This window comes from Sediminimonas qiaohouensis DSM 21189 (assembly GCF_000423645.1).
Lineage (GTDB): Bacteria > Pseudomonadota > Alphaproteobacteria > Rhodobacterales > Rhodobacteraceae > Sediminimonas > Sediminimonas qiaohouensis.
In genome coordinates, this window is the sequence record NZ_AUIJ01000002.1 from 300,493 (window position 1) to 320,116 (window position 19,624).

A 19,624-nucleotide genomic window follows, 5' to 3' on the forward strand; every position below is an offset into this window, starting at 1 on the left:
AAGCCTGTCGCCGGCGGCGCATTCCGCGCCCCCGGCTAACCCGGATGGCCAGACATGGAAAACATACGCGGCGCGGTGCTCATGGTGGCCGCGATGGCGGGCTTCGCGCTCGAGGATACGTTCATCAAGACGCTGGCACAGGATCTGCCCGTGGGCCAGATCCTGATCCTGCTGGGCATCGGCGGCGCGCTGGTGTTCGCGGTGCTGGCGCTGCTGCGCCACGATCGCCTGCTGTCGCGCGACCTGCTGGATCGTTGGGTGATCCTGCGCAACACGGGCGAGCTGATCGGCACCGTCGGCTTTGTCACCGCCATCTCGTTGACGCCGCTGTCGTCGGCCTCGGCCATCCTGCAGGCGCTGCCGCTGGCGGTGACCCTCGGTGCGGCCCTGTTCATGCACGAACAGGTCGGCTGGCGCCGCTGGAGCGCGATCCTCGTCGGCTTCTCCGGCGTCCTGCTGATCATCCGCCCCGGCCTTGAGGGCTTCGACGCCGCCTCCCTCTTCGCGGTGCAGGGGGTGGTCGGCCTCGCGATCCGCGACCTGGCCACGCGCGCGGTACCGCGCGCGATCTCCTCGATGCAGCTGTCGACCTACGCCTTCGCAACGGTGGTCCCCGCCGGCGCGATCCTGCTGGCCATCGATCCCGCCCCCGCCTCCATGCCCCGCGCCGAACACTGGGCCGCCCTGGCGGCAGCGATGGCGTTCGGGGTGGCGGCCTACTACGCCATCGTGGCCGCGATGCGCATGGGCGACATATCGGTCATCGCGCCGTTCCGCTATTCGCGGCTGATCTTCGCGATGCTGATCGGCGTCATCCACTTCGGCGAGCGCCCCGACGCGCTGACGCTCACGGGCGCGGCGCTGATCGTCGGCTCGGGGCTTTACACTATTGAGCGCGAGGCCCGCCTGCGCCGTCAAACCCGCCGCGCCGCCCGCGCGCGCTGAGCTGCGCAGCAGGGTCTTTCACTTCGCCCCCTGCCCATGTAAAAGCGGCGCGAACCTGATCGATCCGTGACTTTTCCAGACAAGGACCATCCATGAGCACCATCATCGACATCCACGCCCGCGAAATCCTCGACAGCCGCGGCAACCCCACCGTCGAGGTGGACGTGATCCTCGAAGACGGCACCATGGGCCGCGCCGCCGTGCCCTCGGGCGCCTCCACCGGCGTGCACGAAGCGGTCGAGCGCCGCGATGGCGACAAGTCCCGCTACCTCGGCAAGGGCGTGCTCGAGGCCGTCGCAGCCGTCAACGGCGAGATCGCCGAAGAGCTTCTGGGCATGGACGCCACCGAACAGGTCACCATCGACACCGCTTTGAACGAGCTGGACGGCACCGACAACAAGGGCCGCCTTGGTGCCAATGCCATCCTCGGCGTCTCGCTGGCCTGCGCCAAGGCCGCCGCCGATTTCACCACGCAGCCGCTTTATCGCTATGTCGGCGGCACCTCGGCGCGCACCCTGCCGGTGCCGATGATGAACATCATCAACGGCGGCGAACATGCCGACAACCCGATCGACATCCAGGAATTCATGATCATGCCGGTCGCCGCCACCTCCATCCGCGAGGCGGTGCGCATCGGCGCCGAGATCTTCCACACCCTCAAGAAAGAGCTGTCCACCGCCGGCATGTCCACCGGCCTTGGCGACGAAGGCGGCTTCGCGCCCGCGCTTGGCTCGACCCGCGAGGCGCTCGATTTCATTTTGAAATCCATCCAGAAGGCCGGCTACACCCCGGGCAAGGACGTGTTCCTCGCGCTCGACGCCGCCTCGACCGAGTATTTCAAGGATGGCAAATACGAGATGAAAGGCGAAGGCCTGTCGCTGACCCCCGCCGAAAACGTCGAATACCTCACCAAGCTTTGCGACGACTACCCGATCATCTCGATCGAGGACGGCTGCGCCGAGGATGACTGGGATGGCTGGCGCGCCCTGACCGAGGCGCTCGGGCAACGCGTGCAACTGGTGGGGGACGATCTGTTCGTGACCAACCCCGCGCGCCTGTCGATGGGGATCGAGCGCGGTTGCGCCAACTCGATGCTGGTCAAGGTCAACCAGATCGGCACCCTGACCGAAACCCTGCAAGCGGTCGACATGGCGCACCGCGCCGGCATGACCAACGTCATGAGTCACCGCTCCGGCGAAACCGAGGACGCCACCATCGCCGATCTCGCCGTGGCCACCAATTGCGGCCAGATAAAAACCGGCAGCCTCGCTCGCTCGGACCGGCTGGCCAAGTACAACCAACTGATCCGCATCGAGGAATCGCTTGGCGAAACCGCGCTCTACGCGGGCGAAAGCATCCTCAAGCGCAAATAAGATGACCGCAGATCAGATCATCGAAAAGCTGGGCCTCGCCCCCCACCCCGAGGGCGGCCATTACCGCGAGACATGGCGCGCGGACAACACTGGCCGCCCCACGGGCACCTGCATCTACTTCCTGCTCCGCGCGGGCGAGTCCAGCCACTGGCACCGCGTCGACGCGACCGAGATATGGCACTTCTACGCCGGCGATCCGCTGACCCTGTCGATGGCCGACAATGACGGCGGCCCAGCGCGCGATCACGCGCTCGGCCCCGATCTCGGCGCCGGGCAGGCCCCGCAACTGATCGTGCCCCACGGCCATTGGCAGGCCGCGCGCCCCACTGGCGACTGGACGCTGGTCGGCTGCACCGTCTCGCCCGGGTTCGAGTTTTCCGGCTTCACCCTTGCCCCGCCCGGCTTCGACATCCCCCGCGCCTGAGCGCGAAGGGCCCCAGCTTCATCTTGCCCCAAATACTCCGGGGGAATCGCCGCCAGGCGATGGGGGGCAGCGCCCCCCGGCCCCGAGAGCGGGCACTGCGCGGCTCCTCAATGCCTCGCCCAATCACTATAACATGCCATGCCCTGCCAACCCCGCCTCAGCGGTGCCGCGCCAGCCACGCGCGTATCCATCGCCAGATCGGCACGATGTCCAGCGCGGCAATCGCTACGCCCAGCGGGAACATCCAGAACCCGATCACCGGCAGGAACCCAAGCATGCCCCCCACCATCAACAACAGCCCCACCAACAGGCGCAGCCCCGGCGGAATACGCCGCCGCGCCCAGACCTGCGTGCGCTTGTAGCCGCGCCGCAGCCTGGCCCACAGGCCCGGTTTGCGCGGCGGGCGCGTCATGGCCGCCCCTCACCGGCGCGGACAACGTCGATCACCCGCCCGTCCCGGTATTCGCACACCGCCACAACAGGGCCGGCATCATCGCTATCCACTCGCGCAGCACCGCTAGGCCCCTGCGCGCGCATCTGCTCCAACGTGACAACCGGCAAGCCCGCCGCCTTCGCCCGCGCGCACAGGTCGGCGCGGGCCGGGTTGATGGCTATGCCCGCTTCGCTCACCACCGCATCCACGCAGCACCCCGGCGTTGTGCGCGTGCGCACCCGCTCAACAATCCGCGCCCGCCCGCCGCGCGCGGACATACGCGTGACGATCACGCACAGGCCCGCCCCCGCCGCGCAATCGGCATGCCCGCCCGATCCGCCCAGGATCACACCATCGCCACCCGTGGTGACATTCACGTTGAACCCCAGGTCAACCTCGGCCGCCCCCAGGATCACCGCGTCCAGCTGGTTCACCACCGCATCGCCTCGCTGTGGGTTGGCATAGTCGCTGGCCGACATGCCGACATGCCCCGCGTCGCGGCGATAGCTTTTCACCGCCTGCAGATCGAACGCCTGCACATCGCGCAATTCCCGCAGTAGCCCGGCCCGGTGCAACGCCACCAGCGGCGCCGTGATGCCACCGCTGGCAAAGCCGCCAACCACGCCGCGCGCCGCCATCCGGCGCCCCAGCCGCCGCGCCACGGCCAGCGATATGCCCCCCGCCCCGGTCTGAAAGCTCATACCGCCACGTAGTACGCCCGACGCCTCGATCAGCGACGCCGCCATGTCGGCGATCCGCCCGCCGCCCTCGTCCCCGGCGATGCGCGTGGTGCCGCTGGCAATACCCCTCGCATCCCCGATCCGCGCGACCGGCACGATGAAATCCACCTGCTCGGCGGGGATGTCGGGCGCGCAGGGCAGGCGATCGACCAGGCAATCGGTCACCGCCACCACCACCCGCGCGCGCGCCGCGTCCACACGGCCATACCCGATCGGGCCAAACGCCGCCGGCCCCTCCGCCCCGGTCAGGTTGCCGGCCCTGTCGGCCATCGCGGCGGCGATGAACGCCACGTCGATGGAGGCGCGCCCGGTCTCGATGTCGCGCGCACGCCCCCCATGCGTGCCCAGAACCGCCGGCCGCGCCAACGCGCCTTGCGCCAGCGCCGCCGCCACCGGCCCCGAGACATAGCCCGTGCGCAGCCCGACCGCCACGCCGCGCGCCATGTGATCGGCCAGCGGCGCATGCACCGGAAACACCGAGCTGGGCGCCAGCACCATATCGCCCAGCCCCGCCTGTGCCACCGCCGCCATCACCGCGTTCAGCACCGCATCGCCGTTGCGCAAATGGTGATGAAACGACAGGCACATGCCGTCGCGCACCCCCGCCGCGCTGAGGGCCGCGTCGAGATCCGGCAGCACCTGCGCACGCCCCACGGCCCGGCGCGCGGGGATCACGGCCCGCGCCGGCGCCTCAGCCTCCGCGCACCACGGATGCACCGTGCCGTAGCCCTCGACAAACCCCGGCAGCCCCATCATCTCGCCCCGTCTGCAACCGCCAGCCACTCGCGCAGCGCCCGGCATACCTCACCCGGCGCCTCCAGCGTCGGCAAATGCCCCGCACCCTCCAAGATGCACAGGCTCGCTTGCGGGATCAGTTCGGCCATGAAGCGGTGCCGCTTGACCGGCGTCAGCCCATCATGCGCCCCGCACAACACCAGCGCCGGCACCTTGCAGCGGCGCAGCGCCGCCTGGTTGTCGCGGCGGCGCTGCAACGCGCGTACCTGCCGCACGAAAACCTCAGGCCCCAGGTCCGCCGCCATCTGCCGCACCAGCGCCAGAACCTCCGCGCGCCCCGGCCCGGGGGCCAGGAAATCGGGCCGGATCATCTGCGTGATCATCTCGTCCAGCCGCCCCGCCTTGGCCCCGATAATCAGCGGCTCGTACTGCGCCGCGCTCTGCGGTGTCTCGGCCAGCGGATTGGTATCCATCAGCGCCAGCCGCGTCACTCGACCCGGCGCGCGCCGCAGCACCTCCATCGCCACGATCCCGCCCATCGACAGCCCCGCCAGCGCGAAGCGCTCCGGCAACACGTCCAACAGCCCCGAGGCGATCTCCTCGATCCGCTCGCCCTGCGTGATCGGCGCCACCATTACCGCGCGCTCGCGGCTCAGATCGGCCAGCTGCGGCGCAAAAAGGCGCGCATCGCACATCATCCCGGGCAACAGCACAACGGGCTCAGCCATTGATCACAACCCTCTCAGCCCCCATGCCGCCATACTGGCCGCAACGCCGCGCGGCCACAAGCGGCGACAAGCGGCGCAGCCGGCTCAATACCCCTCCCACCGGAACGCGCCCTCGGGCGACAGCGGCGAATGCGGGTTCCACGCCACCTCCCAGACATGGCCGTCGGGATCGGCGAAATAGCCCACATGCCCGCCCCAGAACACATCTTCCGCAGGGCGCAGGATACGCGCGCCCGCCGCCTCGGCACGCGCCATGAGCGGCGCAACCGCCTCGCGCGCAGGGACATTATGCGCCAGCGTCATCGCGCCGCTGCCCAGCTCGGCCTCGTCCACGCCCATATCACGCGCCAGCGCCGCGCGCGGGTAAAGGCCCAGCGCCTGACCGATCAGGTCAAACACCACGATCCCATCGGGCGTCTCGACCCGGCGCCAGCCAAGCGCCTCGTAGAACGCCGCCGCGCGCTCCATGTCCCGCACCCCGAGAGTGATCAGGCTCACACGCTGTTCCATTCCGACCTCCTCATGCCGATCAGGCCCCGCTGCCCGCGCGCATCGTCACCGCCTCGATCGCGCACTCGACCTCCTCCAGGCACTCGGGCGTGGAAAACCGGTGATCGGCGCCCTTGACCAGCGTCAGGTGAATATCGGGGCTCTCGGCATGGTCCAGCAGGCGCAGCGCCACCTCGCGCGATACGTCCTCGTCCTCGGTCCCCTGCAACAGGCGCACGGGAAACCGCAGATCCAGCGGCGCGCGCAGCACCAATTGCTTGCGCCCGTCCTCGATCAGGCGCCGGGTGATGACATAGGGCTCATCCGAGTACTCTGATGGCAGCTCCAGCCGCCCCTTGGCGGTGATCTCCTCGCGCTGCGCGGCCTCAAAGCTGGCCCACATGCCATCCTCGGTGAAATCGGGGGCGGCGGCGATGCCCACCATGCCCGCCACGCGCCCCGGCATGGCCCGCGCCAACAGCAACGCGATCCACCCGCCCATGGACGAGCCCACCAACACCTGCGGCCCGTTTGTCAGCGCGCCGATCGCGGCCATCGCATCGGCGGCCCAATCGCCTATGCATCCCTCCTCGAACGCGCCCGAGGATTGCCCGTGCCCCGAGTAATCCATACGCAGGAACGCGCGACCGCGCCTGCGCGCCCATTCCTCAAGGTAGATCGCCTTGGTGCCCTCCATGTCGGACTTGAACCCGCCCAAAAACACCACGCCCGGCCCGCTACCGTCGCTGTGGTGATAGGCGATGCGCCGGCCCTGAGGCGTTTCCAGATACTGCGGCTCGTCCATGTCTCGCGGCCTCCCTGCCCGGTGTCGTGTGTTGATGCCATGCGTTGCCGCGATCCTGCCCGCCCCGTACGCAAGGGGCAAGGGCAAGCGCCAAGGACATGCGCAAGTCTTGACACCCCGCTCTGCCGGGGCCAAAAGGGCGCGAACCATACCCGCAACCGGGCGTTCCGTGGGCGCCAAACCGACGAGGAGCCAAGCAATGGCACAAGTCTCCCTTACTTTCCCCGATGGCAATCAACGCGCGTACCCCGCCGGTGTGACGCCGGGCGAGGTGGCCGCCGACATCTCCAAATCCCTTGGCAAAAAGGCGATCAGCGCGCAGGTCGACGGCCAACACTGGGATCTGCAATGGCCCATTGAGCACGACGCCGCCATCGCCATCAACACCATGTCCGACCGCGCCCCCGCGCTGGAACTGGTCCGCCACGACCTCGCCCACATCATGGCACGCGCCGTGCAAGAGCTGTGGCCGGACGTGCGCGTCACCATCGGCCCGGTCATCGAACACGGCTGGTACTACGATTTTGACCGCCAAGAGCCGTTCACCCCCGAAGACCTCGGCGCTATTGAGAAGAAGATGCGCGAGATCATCGCCGCCCGCGATCCCGTCACCACCGAGGTGTGGGAGCGCGACCGCGCCATCGCGCATTACACCGCCAACAACGAGCCCTACAAGGTCGAACTGGTCGAGGCGATCCCCGGCGACGAGCCGCTGCGCATGTACTGGCACGGCCACTGGCAGGACCTGTGCCGCGGCCCGCACCTGCAACATACCGGCCAAGTGCCCGCCGACGCCTTCAAACTAATGAGCGTCGCCGGCGCCTACTGGCGCGGCGATTCGAGCCGCGCCATGCTGCAACGCATCTACGGCGTCGCCTTCCTCAACCGGGCCGAGTTGAAGGCCCACCTGCACATGCTGGAGGAAGCCGCCAAACGCGACCACCGCAAGCTGGGCCGCGAGATGGAGCTGTTCCACATGCAGGAAGAGGCGCCGGGACAGGTGTTCTGGCACCCCAACGGTTGGACCATCTACACCGCGCTGCAGGACTACATGCGCCGCAAACAGCGCGCCGGCGGCTATAACGAGATCAACACGCCCCAAGTCGTCGACCGCAAGCTGTGGGAGGCGTCGGGCCACTGGGACAAATACCAGCACCACATGTTCATCGTCGAGGTCGACGAGAGCCGCGACGGCGAAACCGACGACGCGGCGGTGCGCGACAAGACCCGCACCCGGATCAACGCACTCAAGCCGATGAACTGCCCCTGCCACGTGCAGGTGTTCAACCAGGGGCTCAAGTCGTACCGCGACCTGCCGCTGCGGCTGGCCGAATTCGGCTCCTGCGCGCGGTTTGAACCGTCCGGCGCGCTGCACGGCATCATGCGCGTGCGCGGCTTCACCCAGGACGACGCGCATATCTTCTGCTCCGAGGACCAGATCCAGTCGGAATGCGCCCGCTTCATCGACTTCCTGGCGGATGTCTACCGCGAACTGGGCTTTCCCGATTTCGAGATCCGCTTTGCCACCCGCCCCGAACAGCGCGTCGGCAGCGACGAAAGCTGGGATTACGTCGAGGGCGCGCTTGAAAACGCGATCAAGGCCGTCGGCCGCGACTATACGCTCGAACCCGGCGATGGCGCGTTCTACGGGCCCAAGCTCGATTTCTACCTGACCGACGCGATCGGCCGGGTCTGGCAATGCGGCACCTTCCAGGTCGACCCGAACCTGCCCGAACGCCTTGACGCCAGCTATATCGGGCAGGACGGCGACAAACACCGCCCCTACATGCTGCACCGCGCGGTCCTGGGCAGTTTCGAGCGGTTCATCGGCATCCTGATCGAGAACTGGGAAGGCAAGCTGCCGTTCTGGATGGCGCCGCGGCAGGTGGTCGTCGCCTCGATCGTGTCTGACGCGGACGACTATTGCCGCGAGGTCGCCGCCGCCCTCCAAGCGCGCGGCATCCGCGCCGAAACCGATCTGCGCAACGAAAAGATCAACTACAAGGTGCGCGAACACTCGGTCGGCAAGGTCCCGGTGATCCTCGCCTGCGGCGCGCGCGAGGTCGAAGACCGCACCGTCACCGTGCGCCGCCTTGGCGAAAAACAGACGCAAAACCGGGCACTTGACGATCTCGCCAACGATCTCGCGCGCGAGGCGACACCGCCCGACCTGGCCTGAGACAAGCCAAATACATGCTGGCGGGCTGGACATCGCGTTCGGCCCGCCTACCTGTTTGCCAACGCCCACCGCCACGCACCGCCCCCATCACGCGGCCTTCACGGCAACTTAATCTTTCGTGATGCCACGGCGACGTGATTGGCTTGTGAAGAGTTTCCTTCGCTACCACTCCCCCATCGCATGACGCGATCCGAGTAATAGCAAACGGGAGAACTCGAATGTCCAAACATATGACAAGCCTCGCCATCGCAGGTGCCTTCGCCACCGCGCTGGCCGCACAGGGCACCACGGCACAGGCCGATGAAGCCAAGGAAAAGTGCTTTGGCGTCGCGCTGGCCGGCGAAAACGATTGCGCCGCCGGTCCCGGCACCACCTGCGCAGGCACCTCCAAGGTCGATTACCAGGGCAACTCGTGGAAAATGGTCGACGAAGGCACCTGCACCGAGATCGACCTGCCCGACATGGCCGACGGCACCCCGCGCCAAGGCTCGCTCGAGGCGCTGGAGCGCGACATCCCCTCCTGACGCCCTCGCGTACCCTTCAAGCATCCCGCGCAGGGCGGGCATCCTCGGCCCGCCCTGCCGCCCCTTCCCACGATCCGGAGTTCCGCACATGCCCGCCCCCGGTCAAAACACCCTGCCCCACGCCCCCGGCGTCGGCTACAAGCCGCAGCATTACAATGATCTGATCACCGATGCCGCCCCCGTTGAATGGCTGGAAATCCACGCCGAGAATTACATGGGCGACGGTGGCCGCCCCATTGCGCAGCTACAGCACCTCGCCAAACGCTTCCCGATCTCGGTGCATGGCGTCGGCCTGAGCATCGGCGGCGAAGCCCCGCTTGATCCCGACCACCTGGCCCGGCTCAAGCACCTGTGCGATTGGCTCAACCCCGCCAGTTTTTCCGAGCACCTGGCATGGTCCACGCATGAGGGCGCCTTTCTCAACGATCTTCTGCCTCTGCCCTATACCGATGCCACGCTGGCCCGAGTCACCGCCCATATCGACGAGGTGCAGCAGGTACTGGGCCGGCAAATGTTGCTGGAAAACCCCTCCAGCTACCTCGCCTTCGACGCGTCCACCTGGTCCGAGCCCGATTTCATGCACGAATTGGCCCGCCGAACCGGCTGCGGCCTGCTGCTTGATGTGAACAACGTGTTCGTGTCGGCCACCAACCTTGGCTACCACCCGCACGACTACATCGACGCCTACCCGCTCGACCTGGTGGGCGAGATCCACCTCGGTGGCCATGACGAGGATACCGACGATCACGGCGCGCCGCTCCTGATCGATAGCCACGGCCGCGAGGTGGTCGAACCTGTCTGGGCGCTGCTCGACTATACGCTTGCCCGCTCCGGCCCGCGCGCCACCCTCATCGAATGGGACACCGACGTGCCCGACTGGCCCACCCTCGCCGCTGAGGCAAGCCGCGCCGGAGACGCGCTTGCAACCGTACGCTCAGCGCCGCCAAACGTACGCTTTGTACGTTCGGAGCCGGCATGACCTCGCCCGATCAAAGCACCCTGCGCCGCGCAATTGTCACCCCCGACGCGGCCCCGCCAACCGGCCTGTCCGATGGCCACGGCCGGCCCGCCGGACGGCGGTTTTCGGTCTATCGCAACAACGTCGCGGCCTCGCTGATCGACGCGTTGCGTAGCGGCTTTCCGGCGGTCGAGAAATTGATCGGAGAGGCAAATTTCACCAATGTTGCAAGGCTTTACGCCCGGGACAATCCGCCAGATACACCGCTTTTGATGCACTACGGCGCCAGCTTTCCCACGTATCTCGACGGGTTCGGCCCGCTGTCGCATATCGGGTATCTGGCCGATGTTGCGCGCCTTGAGCAAGCCCTGCGCCGCGCCTATCACGCCGCCGACAGCACCTCGATTTCCGCTTCAACTTTGCATGATATGTCGCTGGATTCTCTCATGAATTCCAAAGTCGCACTTACACCTGCGACAATCCTGTTGCGCTCTGACTGGCCGGTGCACGCGATCTGGGCTTACACGCTGGACCCGGGCAACAGCCCCAAGCCCCAGGCGACACCGCAGAACGTCTTGATAACACGCCCGGAATTCGATCCCACCCCGGCCCCGCTCCCTCCCGGCGGCGCGGAATTTATCGCGGCGCTCATGCGCGGCGAGACCTTCGGTCAGGCCCACACCCACGCCGCCGCCACGACCGCGACATTCGATCTTACACGCACCTTGAGCCTGTTGCTAAGTGGTGGCGCCATTTCCGAAATCAACATGAAGAACGATCATGAACAAACTGTTTTCAAAGTATAAAGCGCTTGAAGCCGACCCAAGAACATCGGCCTCTCTCCTGCCGCTGGTCGCGCGCGCGGTGTTCGCCGCCGTGTTGCTGGTCTATTTCTGGAACTCCGCGCAGACCAAGCTGGGCGACGGCGCTCTGGGTCTGCTGTTCCCATCCAGCGGCGCCTACGCACAGATTTTCCCCCGCGCGATGGAGGCGGCCTCTTACGACATCTCGCAGCTCACCGCGTTCCATCAAATCGTCGTCATAATGGGAACATGGGCCGAGTTTATCCTGCCATTTCTGATAGTTAGCGGCGCCTTTTCACGCGTGGCAGCGCTTGGCATGATCGGCTTCATCGCGGTCCAGAGCCTCACCGATCTCTACGGCCACGGTGGCATCGCCCACGCAGCCACCCTTGGCGCCTGGTTCGATCGCGCCCCCGATGGCCTCATCCTTGATCAGCGCGCCCTGTGGGTCTTCCTGCTGCTGACCCTTGTCTTAAAGGGCGGTGGCGCGCTCTCCGTGGATCGGCTGATCTTCAGAAATGCGACTTCGGCTCGTCCGGCTTGCCCGCAGCCACCGCCAGCACCCCGGCCAGCCCGCAAAACCCGATCGGGAACATCGTGAACACGTTGAACCCGAACGCGTAATACATGCCCGCGGTCGATGCCAGCAACAGCACCCCGCCCAAGAGCGCGCGCACCTTCGCCATCGCCCCGCCCGCAATCGCCAGCAGCGGCGACAGGAAGCTTGAGACACGGATCAACTCGACATTCGCGACCTGCTCGGCGAGGCCCTCGATCTCGCCAAATCGCTCGACCGCCGAGGTGTAGCCGTAGCTGAAGAACCCCACCAGCATCCCGACGATCCCGCCGATGATCCCCAATACCAGAGCCGCATTTCTCATGTCATATCCTCCATGCGTCACAAATAGGCGTCAACGCGTTGCTAGCCAAGCAGTTTTGCACGCACGTCCGGGCCCCATCCAAGGTAAAGCGTGCCGTCATCCTCGACGATCAAGGGCCGTTTCATAAGGCTTGGATGCGCGGCCAGCAACGCCGCGGGCGCCTTGGCGCGCGCCTCTTCCGCAAGGCCCCGCCAGGTCGTCGAGCGGCGGTTCACCAACGCCGCGCCGAACGTGTCCAATGCCCGCTCCATCACGCCCTGCGGCAACCCCGCCTCGCGAACATCGACAAAATCGCACCCCCCCAGCGCCTTGCGCGCCTTTCTGCAGGTATCGCACGTCTTCAAGCCATAAAGTATCACGCGGCCGCTCCTCCTGTTCGTGCCTGAAATTTCGGCACAGATACCCCATCCGATTGCGTTTTGCTTGATTTTTACAAAACCCGTGTAATCATTCCAGTCGTGACGTCGGGTTCCGGGCGGTTAGGCAGCGCCCTGCCCCCGTACCCGGCGTGACCGCTCCCGGCCATCAACCGCGAGTGAACATGCAAGATCAAGGAGACGCGGGACAATGCCCACTGGCACCGTGAAATGGTTCAACACCACCAAAGGCTACGGCTTTATCGCCCCCGAGGATGGGGGCAAGGATGTTTTCGTTCACATCTCGGCCGTTGAACGGTCGGGCCTCACAGGCCTGGCAGACAACCAAAAAGTTGGCTACGAGCTGCAAGAGGGGCGTGATGGCCGCCAGATGGCGGGCGATCTTTCCCTTCTGTAAGGCGCATGAGGGCGCGCCCTCGCCGGCGCCTTAGCCGACCAGCCGCGCCACCATGACCCCGGCCCAGGCCGACACCGCCGTCAACGCGGCGCCCCAGGCAAGGTCCACCGCGACCATGTGCCAGTGCCAGTTGCGTAATGTGGCGTAGTTGGTGAACTCGTATGTGCCGTAGGCCATCGCGCCCAGGATCGCGCCCCCGATCAGCGCCTTGAGCGGCGCGCCCTGCGCAAGGGCGGGCATGGATACGAAGTGGACCAAACCGGCGATGTAGAACAGGTAGAACATCGCCGCAGGGACGATGCGCAGCTCATCCAATAGCTGCCCTGACAGGTTTCGCTCGAACAGCGGCCGCAGAACCTGCTTGAGCATGACGGCATCAAGCGCGAGAAAAACCACCGCTGTGGCAAAATAAGCGACAACAATCTGCATCGATCAGAGCCTTTCGGTCGGGGCGGGTTGCGCAATAGATACGCGCCCGCCCCGCCGCCGGATCAATGCCGATCTGCCAGTTTTCCAAACTCGTGATCCAGATGGGACCGCATCTTCTTGGCCGCACCCTTGATCGCCGCAGCCACATCGGCGCCGTCATGGTGCACGGTATGCGGCTTTAGCCCCTCGGGGCGCGCCTCGAGCGTGCAGCGGATGTCGTCGGGGCCGCCCTTGCCCGCGTTGGTATCCTTCAAATGCAGCTCTGTGCGCGACAAACGCTTGACCAACGGCCCGAGGGTTTCGGTCACGATCTGCTCGGCCACCTCGGCCATTCGGTCGTCACCGCCGATATGGTGGTCTGTATTGAGTTGGAACTGCATCTGCATTCTCCGTTCTAATGTGTGTTTTCGCTTGCTCGATCTAGGCAGGCATTGCTGGGCGCACAAGCCCAATATATCATAGCGCGGTCCAGCCCCCATCGACACTGATCGTGGTTCCGGTGATCTGCGTGGCCGCGTCCGAGCACAAGAATACCGCCGTGCCGCCGATCTGTTCGACCGTGGCGAATTCGCGCGAGGGCTGACGCTCAAGCATGACCTGCCGGATCACCTCTTCGCGGCCCATCTGGTATTTCTCCATCGTGTCCGGGATCTGTGCCTCGACCAGCGGCGTCAGGACATAACCGGGACAAATCGCGTTGGCGGTGATCGGCTCTTGCGCGGTTTCCAGGGCCGTCGTCTTGGTCAGGCCGACAACGCCGTGCTTTGCGGCCACGTAGGCCGATTTGTAGGGCGACGCGGTCAATCCGTGCGCACTTGCGACATTCACGACACGGCCCCACCCGGCCTTGCGCATCATCGGCAGCGCGGCGGCGGTGGTGTGAAAGGCCGAGCTCATGTTGATCGCGATAATCGCGTCCCATTTGTCGGCCGGAAACTCTTCGATCGGGGCGACGTGTTGAATGCCGGCGTTGTTGACCAGGATATCGCAGGCGCCCGCGGTCTCGATCAGGGCGCGACAATCGGATGCCTTCGACATGTCGGCGGGCAGGTAACGGGCCACAACGCCGAATTCCTGCGCGATACCGGCCGCCAGGGCGTGGTCCTCATCGCGGTCCGTGAAAGAGTTGAGCACGACATCCGCACCCGCGCGGGCCAATTCGCGCACAACGCCCAGTCCGATGCCGGAATTCGATCCGGTCACGACCGCGGTCTTTCCCTTGAGTGACATCCAGTTCCCTCCATCTTGTTGCCGCGCCGACAGTAGCGGCTGTTTGGCGGGAAGGAAACGCACCTCGATTCGGGGGGGTGAAACCGGCCTGTGCTCGCCGTGCCGATGGTCATAAAAAAAACGCCCGCACAAGGCGGGCGTCCAGTTATTGAGGCAGGTTTCATACAGGCAAGAAACCTATCGAGCAGTGCCCTCTTTATAAGCAATTCAACGCCTTCTTCCAAGCTAAAAGTTTGAAAACCCTTCAATCTGTGGCTAGTGTGGGGCACATAAAAACAAGGGCAGAGCAGGATTGTTGCCAAAATGAGAGCGGATTTTTTCCATGGTTGGCGCCGGGCCGCGATCGGATTCGCGCTTCTTGTTGCGGCCGGATCGGCAAGTGCCGAGGGCGGACACGCCCTAGCCATGTATGGCGAGCCCGCTTTGCCACCAGATTTTGTATCCCTACCCTACGCAAATCCCGACGCCCCCAAGGGCGGGCGCATCGTCATGGGCAACACTGGCGGGTTCAATTCGCTCAATCCGTTCGTCCTGAAAGGCACCGCGCCGTGGCAACTCAGGTTTCTTGCCTATGAATCCCTGATGGGTCGAAATTGGGACGAACCCTTCTCGCTTTACGGGTTGCTGGCCGAATCGGTCGCGGTCGGACCGAATCGGGAATGGGTCGAATTTACCCTCCGCCCGGAGGCCCGGTTTTCCGATGGCAGCCCCGTCACGGTCGAGGATGTGATCTGGTCCTACGACATATTGGGGCGGCGCGGGCATCCCCGGTACCTCGGCTTCGCCCAGAAGATCGAGACCATCGCCCAAACTGGCCCGCGTAGCCTGCGCATCACCTTCAACACCAAAGATCGGGAGCTGGCATTGATCGCCGGATTGCGCCCGATCCTCAAAAAGGCGCAATGGGAGGGCCGCGATTTCGGCGATGCGACCCTGAACGAAATCCCGATTGGAACCGCCCCCTACGTCGTCACCGACTATGAGCAGGGCCGGGATGTCACCCTTAGCCGCGATCCCGATTACTGGGGCCGCGACCTGCCCCTGCGCCGCGGCACCAACAACCTCGACGAGATCCGGATCGAGTTTTTCGCCGACGAATCCGTTCTGTTCGAAGCGTTCAAATCCGGCGTGCTGACCGCGTACCGGGAAACCAACGCCGAGAAATGGGCCGAACAGTATGATTTCCCTGCCGTGCAGCGCGGCGATATCGTCAAGTCCGAGATCGAGCATCAGCGCCCCTCGGGCATGACAGGCTATGCCATGAACACCCGCAATCCCCTGTTCAAGGATTGGCGCGTGCGCGAGGCGATGCTGCTGGCGTTCAACTTCGATTATATCAACGGGACGGTGACGGGCGGGCGGCAGGCGCGGATCACGTCGTATTTTTCCAATTCCGAACTGGCGATGCGGCCCGGCCCGGCCAAGGGCGACGTGCGCGCCCTTCTGGACCCGTTTGCCGGTGACATGCCCCCCGGCGCAATGGATGGCTACACCCTGCCCAAGGGGGACGGCACGGCGCGCAACCGCGACAACTTGCGCCGCGCGGCGCGCCTTCTGCGCAAGGCCGGCTGGCACATCGAGGAGGGGCGCCTTGTCAACGACGCAGGACAGCCCTTTGCGTTCGAAGTGCTGCTTCGGCAGGGCGACACCACCGCGCAATCGGTGTTCGAGATCTACCGCGCGGCGCTCGCGCGGCTGGGCATCGACGTGACCATCTCGACCGTGGACAACGCGCAGTTCAGCCAACGCGAGGCGCAGCTTGATTTCGACATGATCCCGATACGCCGGAGCCTGTCGCTCTCACCCGGGAACGAGCAGCGCCTTTACTGGGGTTCGGACGGGGCACAGCGCCCCGGCACCCGCAACCTCATGGGGGTAGAGTCGGACGCGGTGGATACGATGATCGACAAGCTGGTCAATTCCCGCGCGCGGGGCGATTTCGTCGCCGCGGCGCGCGCGCTTGACCGCGCGTTGATGGCCGGGCGCTACGTGATCCCGATCTGGACCTCGACGGTGGATCGCATTGCCCACGCCAAGGCCCTGAAATATCCCGAAATCCTACCAATATACGGCGATCGGATCGGGTGGATGCCCGATGTTTGGTGGCATGAGGAGCAGAGCAAATGAAATCAGGCAAGGCATTCGCGCGCCCCTTCACGCGGGTTATCGCGCTTATCGGGCTGGGGCTATTGGCGGGCTGCGCCACGGTCGACGGCGTGGGCCAGGACATATCGGGCGGGTCCCGCTGGGTCCAAAGCTGGTTCTGAGGCGGGCCGCCCGCGCCCGGGCCAAGACCGGCAAACGCCCTCAGGTAAGCGACGTGACCCACAGGATAGTCGCGTCATCCTGGCTGACCGAGATCACGTTGTGCCCCATTCCAGCATCGTAATAGGCGCTGTCACCGCGCCGCATCTCGATCGGTGCATGGTACTCGGTGAAGAAGTGGATCACCCCGGTGAGCACATAGAGAAACTCCTCGCCATCGTGACGCACCCAGCCGTCGAACTCCTCCATGCTGCGGGCCCGCACGCGCGCGCGGTAGGGCAACATTTTCTTGGCGTCCAATCCCTCGGCCAGCAGCTCGTGCTCATAGGTGGCGGTGACATGCGGTTTTCCCTCGCCCGAGCGGGTCGCGATCAGGCGCGCCGCGTCATGTGCGCGCTCCGGCGGGGTAAAAAGCTGCGGCACCGAGATATCAAGCCCGACCGCCAGCTTCTTTAGCGCCTCGTAAGTCGGTGACATCTGGCCATTTTCAATCTTTGACACCGTCGAGCGCGCCAGTCCCGCCTGCCCCGATGCTTGCTCCAGGGTCATGCCGCGCGCCTTTCGCAACTCGCGCACGCGCACGCCCAGGTTGATGGGATCAGCGCGCGATGCGGCCCCGGACGCACGTGCGATCCGGATCAGGGCCCTGGGGTCGGATTGGGTCATACACTGTCTATAGGCAGGCGCGGGGCCGCTTGCAACTGCGCCGCGCCAAGCATAGCAAGACGCCATGAAAGCGATCTTCGACCACGGCCACGACGCCCCCTGCCCGCACCCGTTCAACCTTGCGGCCCATGTTCTGGGCCGCGCGGACGCGCTGGCGGACAAAACCGCCCTTGCCGTCGTATCCCCCGAGCAGTCCAGCGAATGGAGCTACCGCGACTTGCAATCGGCGGTTCTGGGAACCGCAACTGGGCTGCTGCGAGCCGGTTTCGAACCCGGTGACGTGCTGCTCATGCGGCTGGGCAACACGGTTGATTTCCCGCTGGCCTACCTTGGCGCGATCGCGGCCGGGTTGGTGCCGGTCCCCACCGCCGCGCAACTGACGGCGCATGAGGTAGGCAAGATGGTGCGGGGATTGTCGCCTGCCGGCATCCTGCGCGATCCGCGCGTGCCCTGCCCCGACGATACCGGCCTGACCGTGCTGGATACCCAGCAGCTTGCCGCGATGCGCATGCTGCCGCCGGCCAGCTACGCAATGGGCGATCCCGAGCGGCTGGCGTATATCATCTATACATCCGGCACATCGGGCGTGCCCCGCGCGGTACAGCACGCGCACCGCGCGATTTGGGCACGGCGGATGATGCATCAGGGATGGTACGGCCTGGGGGCCCAGGACAAGCTGATGCACGCGGGCGCCTTCAACTGGACCTATACGCTGGGCACCGGGCTGATGGATCCGTGGACCGTCGGCGCCACCGCCCTGATCCCGGCAGAAGGCGTCGATCCCGGCGCGCTGCCCGAGCTGATGCGCGCCCACGACGCGACGATGTTCGCTGCCGCGCCCGGTGTCTACCGCAAGGTACTCTCAAAACATAGCCGCATGGACCTTCCCGCACTGCGCCACGGCCTCGCCGCGGGCGAAAAACTGTCCGACACGATACGCACCGATTGGACCGCGGCCACCGGCACCGCGATATTCGAGGCATACGGCATGTCGGAATGCTCGACCTTCATATCCGGTAGCCCGTCCGAACCCGCCCGCCCCGGCACCTTGGGCCGACCGCAGATGGGCCGCCGCGTCGCCATCGTCACGCCCGAAGGGGCGCCCGTGAACATCGGCGAGGAGGGCACGATCGCGGTGTCGCGCAATGATCCGGGGCTGATGCTGGGCTATCTCGGGGCGCCCGAGGACACCGCCGCCCGGATGCGCGGCGACTGGTTCCTGACCGGCGATCAGGGCGCCATGGACGTGGACGGGCACATCACCTACATGGGCCGCGCCGACGACATGATGAACGCGGGCGGCTTTCGCGTCTCCCCGCTTGAGGTCGAGGCGGCGCTGTCGGTGCATCCTGGCATCGATCAGGTCGGCGTGACCGATGTCGAGGTCAAGCGCGACACCCGCATCATCGCCGCCTTCTACACCGGTCCCGCGGAACTGAACGAGGCGCAATTGCGCGACTTTGCGTCCGAGCGGCTGGCGCGCTACAAGCAGCCGCGCGCGTATGTTCACCTCGACTCCCTGCCCACGGGCGCAAACGGAAAACTGCTGCGCCGCGCGCTTCGCGATCACTTCACCAATTCAACCGGAGGCCGATAATGGTCAAACTCGACATCATGTCAGACCCGATCTGCCCCTGGTGCCATATCGGCAAGGCGCAGCTCGACCACGCCCTGTCCGAGCGCCCCAACCATCCGTTTGAGATCGAATGGCACCCGTTCCAACTCAACCCGGAAATGCCCGCCGAGGGCATGGACCGGCGCGCATATCTAGAGGCGAAGTTCGGCGGCAAGGAACAGGCCGCCGAGGTCTACTCAAGAATCGACGCCGCCGCGCGGGCCGCCGGGCTCGAGATCGACTTTGCCGCGATCGGTCGCACGCCCAACACGATCAACGCGCACCGCCTGATCCATTGGGCCGGGATCGAGGGGCGCCAGACCGCGATGGTCTCCGCCTTGTTCGCCGCCTATTTCCACCAGGGCCGGGACATAGGGCGCACCGACGTACTGGCCGATATTGCCGACAGCGTCGAGATGGACGCCTCCGTGGTGATGCGCCTGCTTGAAACCGACGCGGACCGCGACACCATCGTTGAGCGCGACAAGGCCGCGCGCGACATGGGCATCTCGGCGGTGCCCACCTTCATCGTGGCCGGACAGCACGCAGTGCCCGGCGCACAGCCCCCCGAGACGTGGCTAAACGTGATCGACGAGATCAGTTCCCGAGGCGCCTGAGCGTAACAACA

General features: G+C 65.8%; 24 protein-coding genes. 13 read left to right on the forward strand and 11 right to left on the reverse strand.

Features of this window, described 5'->3' with window-relative positions; all coding sequences use genetic code 11:
• Positions 1-54: 54 nt before the first annotated feature.
• The 3 genes from G568_RS0103875 to G568_RS0103885 all read left to right on the forward strand — a co-directional run bounded on the left by G568_RS0103875 (position 55) and on the right by G568_RS0103885 (position 2,742).
• On the forward strand, positions 55-945 hold the full coding sequence (locus G568_RS0103875; protein WP_026756795.1) for a DMT family transporter: 891 nt from the start codon (positions 55-57) through the stop codon (positions 943-945).
• Positions 946-1,037: 92 nt separating this feature from the next.
• On the forward strand, positions 1,038-2,318 hold the full coding sequence (gene eno / locus G568_RS0103880; RefSeq protein ID WP_026756796.1) for a phosphopyruvate hydratase: 1,281 nt from the start codon (positions 1,038-1,040) through the stop codon (positions 2,316-2,318).
• Position 2,319: 1 nt separating this feature from the next.
• On the forward strand, positions 2,320-2,742 hold the full coding sequence (locus G568_RS0103885) for a cupin domain-containing protein (RefSeq protein ID WP_026756797.1): 423 nt from the start codon (positions 2,320-2,322) through the stop codon (positions 2,740-2,742).
• 157 nt (positions 2,743-2,899) lie between these two features.
• Here the strand turns inward: G568_RS0103885 and G568_RS0103890 are convergent, their stop codons facing one another.
• The 5 genes from G568_RS0103890 to G568_RS0103910 form a co-directional block, all read right to left on the reverse strand.
• Complete coding sequence (locus tag G568_RS0103890) at positions 2,900-3,154, reverse strand: hypothetical protein (RefSeq protein WP_037373587.1); 255 nt, start codon at positions 3,152-3,154, stop codon at positions 2,900-2,902.
• Positions 3,151-4,671: a citrate lyase subunit alpha gene (locus tag G568_RS0103895; RefSeq protein WP_037373588.1), complete on the reverse strand. Its 1,521-nt coding sequence runs from the start codon at positions 4,669-4,671 to the stop codon at positions 3,151-3,153. The genes G568_RS0103890 and G568_RS0103895 overlap by 4 nt, the downstream gene beginning before the upstream one ends.
• Positions 4,668-5,378, reverse strand: a complete 711-nt coding sequence (locus G568_RS0103900) for an alpha/beta fold hydrolase (protein ID WP_026756800.1) — start codon at positions 5,376-5,378, stop codon at positions 4,668-4,670. Before G568_RS0103900 ends, G568_RS0103895 begins: the two co-directional genes overlap by 4 nt.
• Positions 5,379-5,462: 84 nt before the next feature.
• On the reverse strand, positions 5,463-5,888 hold the full coding sequence (locus tag G568_RS0103905; RefSeq protein WP_026756801.1) for a VOC family protein: 426 nt from the start codon (positions 5,886-5,888) through the stop codon (positions 5,463-5,465).
• A gap of 19 nt (positions 5,889-5,907) precedes the next feature.
• Positions 5,908-6,672 carry an alpha/beta hydrolase gene (locus G568_RS0103910; RefSeq protein WP_026756802.1) on the reverse strand — a complete coding sequence of 255 codons (765 nt, stop codon included), beginning with the start codon at positions 6,670-6,672 and terminating at the stop codon, positions 5,908-5,910.
• A 199-nt stretch (positions 6,673-6,871) separates the two neighbouring features.
• On the opposite strand from G568_RS0103910, the gene thrS reads away from it, so the two are divergent.
• The 5 genes from thrS (at position 6,872) to G568_RS0103935 (ending at position 11,737) form a co-directional block, all read left to right on the forward strand.
• Entirely contained in the window at positions 6,872-8,851 is a 1,980-nt protein-coding gene (gene thrS / locus G568_RS0103915) for a threonine--tRNA ligase (RefSeq protein ID WP_026756803.1), read from the forward strand.
• Positions 8,852-9,069: 218 nt separating this feature from the next.
• A complete protein-coding gene (locus tag G568_RS0103920; protein WP_026756804.1) occupies positions 9,070-9,375 on the forward strand; it encodes a BufA1 family periplasmic bufferin-type metallophore in 306 nt (101 codons plus the stop codon).
• An 88-nt stretch (positions 9,376-9,463) separates the two neighbouring features.
• Positions 9,464-10,354, forward strand: coding sequence for an MNIO family bufferin maturase (gene bufB, locus G568_RS18205; protein WP_051202703.1), 891 nt, complete (start codon positions 9,464-9,466; stop codon positions 10,352-10,354).
• Positions 10,351-11,139 (forward strand): HvfC/BufC N-terminal domain-containing protein, encoded by a 789-nt coding sequence (locus tag G568_RS0103930; protein WP_037373589.1) that lies wholly within the window; start codon positions 10,351-10,353, stop codon positions 11,137-11,139. Before bufB ends, G568_RS0103930 begins: the two co-directional genes overlap by 4 nt.
• A complete protein-coding gene (locus G568_RS0103935) occupies positions 11,114-11,737 on the forward strand; it encodes a DoxX family protein (protein WP_026756806.1) in 624 nt (207 codons plus the stop codon). Before G568_RS0103930 ends, G568_RS0103935 begins: the two co-directional genes overlap by 26 nt.
• On the opposite strand, the gene G568_RS0103940 is transcribed toward G568_RS0103935, so the two are convergent.
• Both G568_RS0103940 and G568_RS0103945 read right to left on the reverse strand, forming a co-directional pair.
• Entirely contained in the window at positions 11,649-12,017 is a 369-nt protein-coding gene (locus G568_RS0103940) for a hypothetical protein (protein ID WP_026756807.1), read from the reverse strand. The two genes, G568_RS0103935 and G568_RS0103940, sit on opposite strands and share 89 nt — an antisense overlap.
• Positions 12,018-12,058: 41 nt before the next feature.
• Entirely contained in the window at positions 12,059-12,376 is a 318-nt protein-coding gene (locus G568_RS0103945; RefSeq protein ID WP_026756808.1) for an ArsC/Spx/MgsR family protein, read from the reverse strand.
• 208 nt (positions 12,377-12,584) lie between these two features.
• On the opposite strand from G568_RS0103945, the gene G568_RS0103950 reads away from it, so the two are divergent.
• Positions 12,585-12,791, forward strand: a complete 207-nt coding sequence (locus G568_RS0103950) for a cold-shock protein (RefSeq protein ID WP_026756809.1) — start codon at positions 12,585-12,587, stop codon at positions 12,789-12,791.
• Between the two features lie 30 nt (positions 12,792-12,821).
• Here the strand turns inward: G568_RS0103950 and G568_RS0103955 are convergent, their stop codons facing one another.
• The 3 genes from G568_RS0103955 to G568_RS0103965 form a co-directional block, all read right to left on the reverse strand.
• Positions 12,822-13,220 carry a DUF2177 family protein gene (locus G568_RS0103955; RefSeq protein ID WP_026756810.1) on the reverse strand — a complete coding sequence of 133 codons (399 nt, stop codon included), beginning with the start codon at positions 13,218-13,220 and terminating at the stop codon, positions 12,822-12,824.
• A 62-nt stretch (positions 13,221-13,282) separates the two neighbouring features.
• The gene (locus G568_RS0103960; protein WP_026756811.1) at positions 13,283-13,600 is read right to left on the reverse strand and encodes a hypothetical protein; all 318 of its coding nucleotides are present in this window, start codon (positions 13,598-13,600) and stop codon (positions 13,283-13,285) included.
• A gap of 76 nt (positions 13,601-13,676) precedes the next feature.
• Positions 13,677-14,450 carry a 3-hydroxybutyrate dehydrogenase gene (locus G568_RS0103965; protein WP_026756812.1) on the reverse strand — a complete coding sequence of 258 codons (774 nt, stop codon included), beginning with the start codon at positions 14,448-14,450 and terminating at the stop codon, positions 13,677-13,679.
• Positions 14,451-14,753: 303 nt separating this feature from the next.
• On the opposite strand from G568_RS0103965, the gene G568_RS0103970 reads away from it, so the two are divergent.
• Entirely contained in the window at positions 14,754-16,577 is a 1,824-nt protein-coding gene (locus tag G568_RS0103970) for an extracellular solute-binding protein (RefSeq protein ID WP_026756813.1), read from the forward strand.
• Positions 16,574-16,717 carry an entericidin EcnA/B family protein gene (locus G568_RS0103975; protein WP_051202705.1) on the forward strand — a complete coding sequence of 48 codons (144 nt, stop codon included), beginning with the start codon at positions 16,574-16,576 and terminating at the stop codon, positions 16,715-16,717. Before G568_RS0103970 ends, G568_RS0103975 begins: the two co-directional genes overlap by 4 nt.
• A gap of 40 nt (positions 16,718-16,757) precedes the next feature.
• On the opposite strand, the gene G568_RS0103980 is transcribed toward G568_RS0103975, so the two are convergent.
• Positions 16,758-17,381, reverse strand: coding sequence for a helix-turn-helix domain-containing protein (locus G568_RS0103980; protein ID WP_026756815.1), 624 nt, complete (start codon positions 17,379-17,381; stop codon positions 16,758-16,760).
• Between the two features lie 64 nt (positions 17,382-17,445).
• Here G568_RS0103980 and G568_RS0103985 point away from each other — a divergent pair, with 64 nt between their 5' ends.
• A complete protein-coding gene (locus tag G568_RS0103985; protein ID WP_026756816.1) occupies positions 17,446-18,978 on the forward strand; it encodes a class I adenylate-forming enzyme family protein in 1,533 nt (510 codons plus the stop codon).
• Complete coding sequence (locus G568_RS0103990) at positions 18,978-19,613, forward strand: DsbA family oxidoreductase (RefSeq protein WP_026756817.1); 636 nt, start codon at positions 18,978-18,980, stop codon at positions 19,611-19,613. Before G568_RS0103985 ends, G568_RS0103990 begins: the two co-directional genes overlap by 1 nt.
• Positions 19,614-19,624 lie beyond the last annotated feature (11 nt).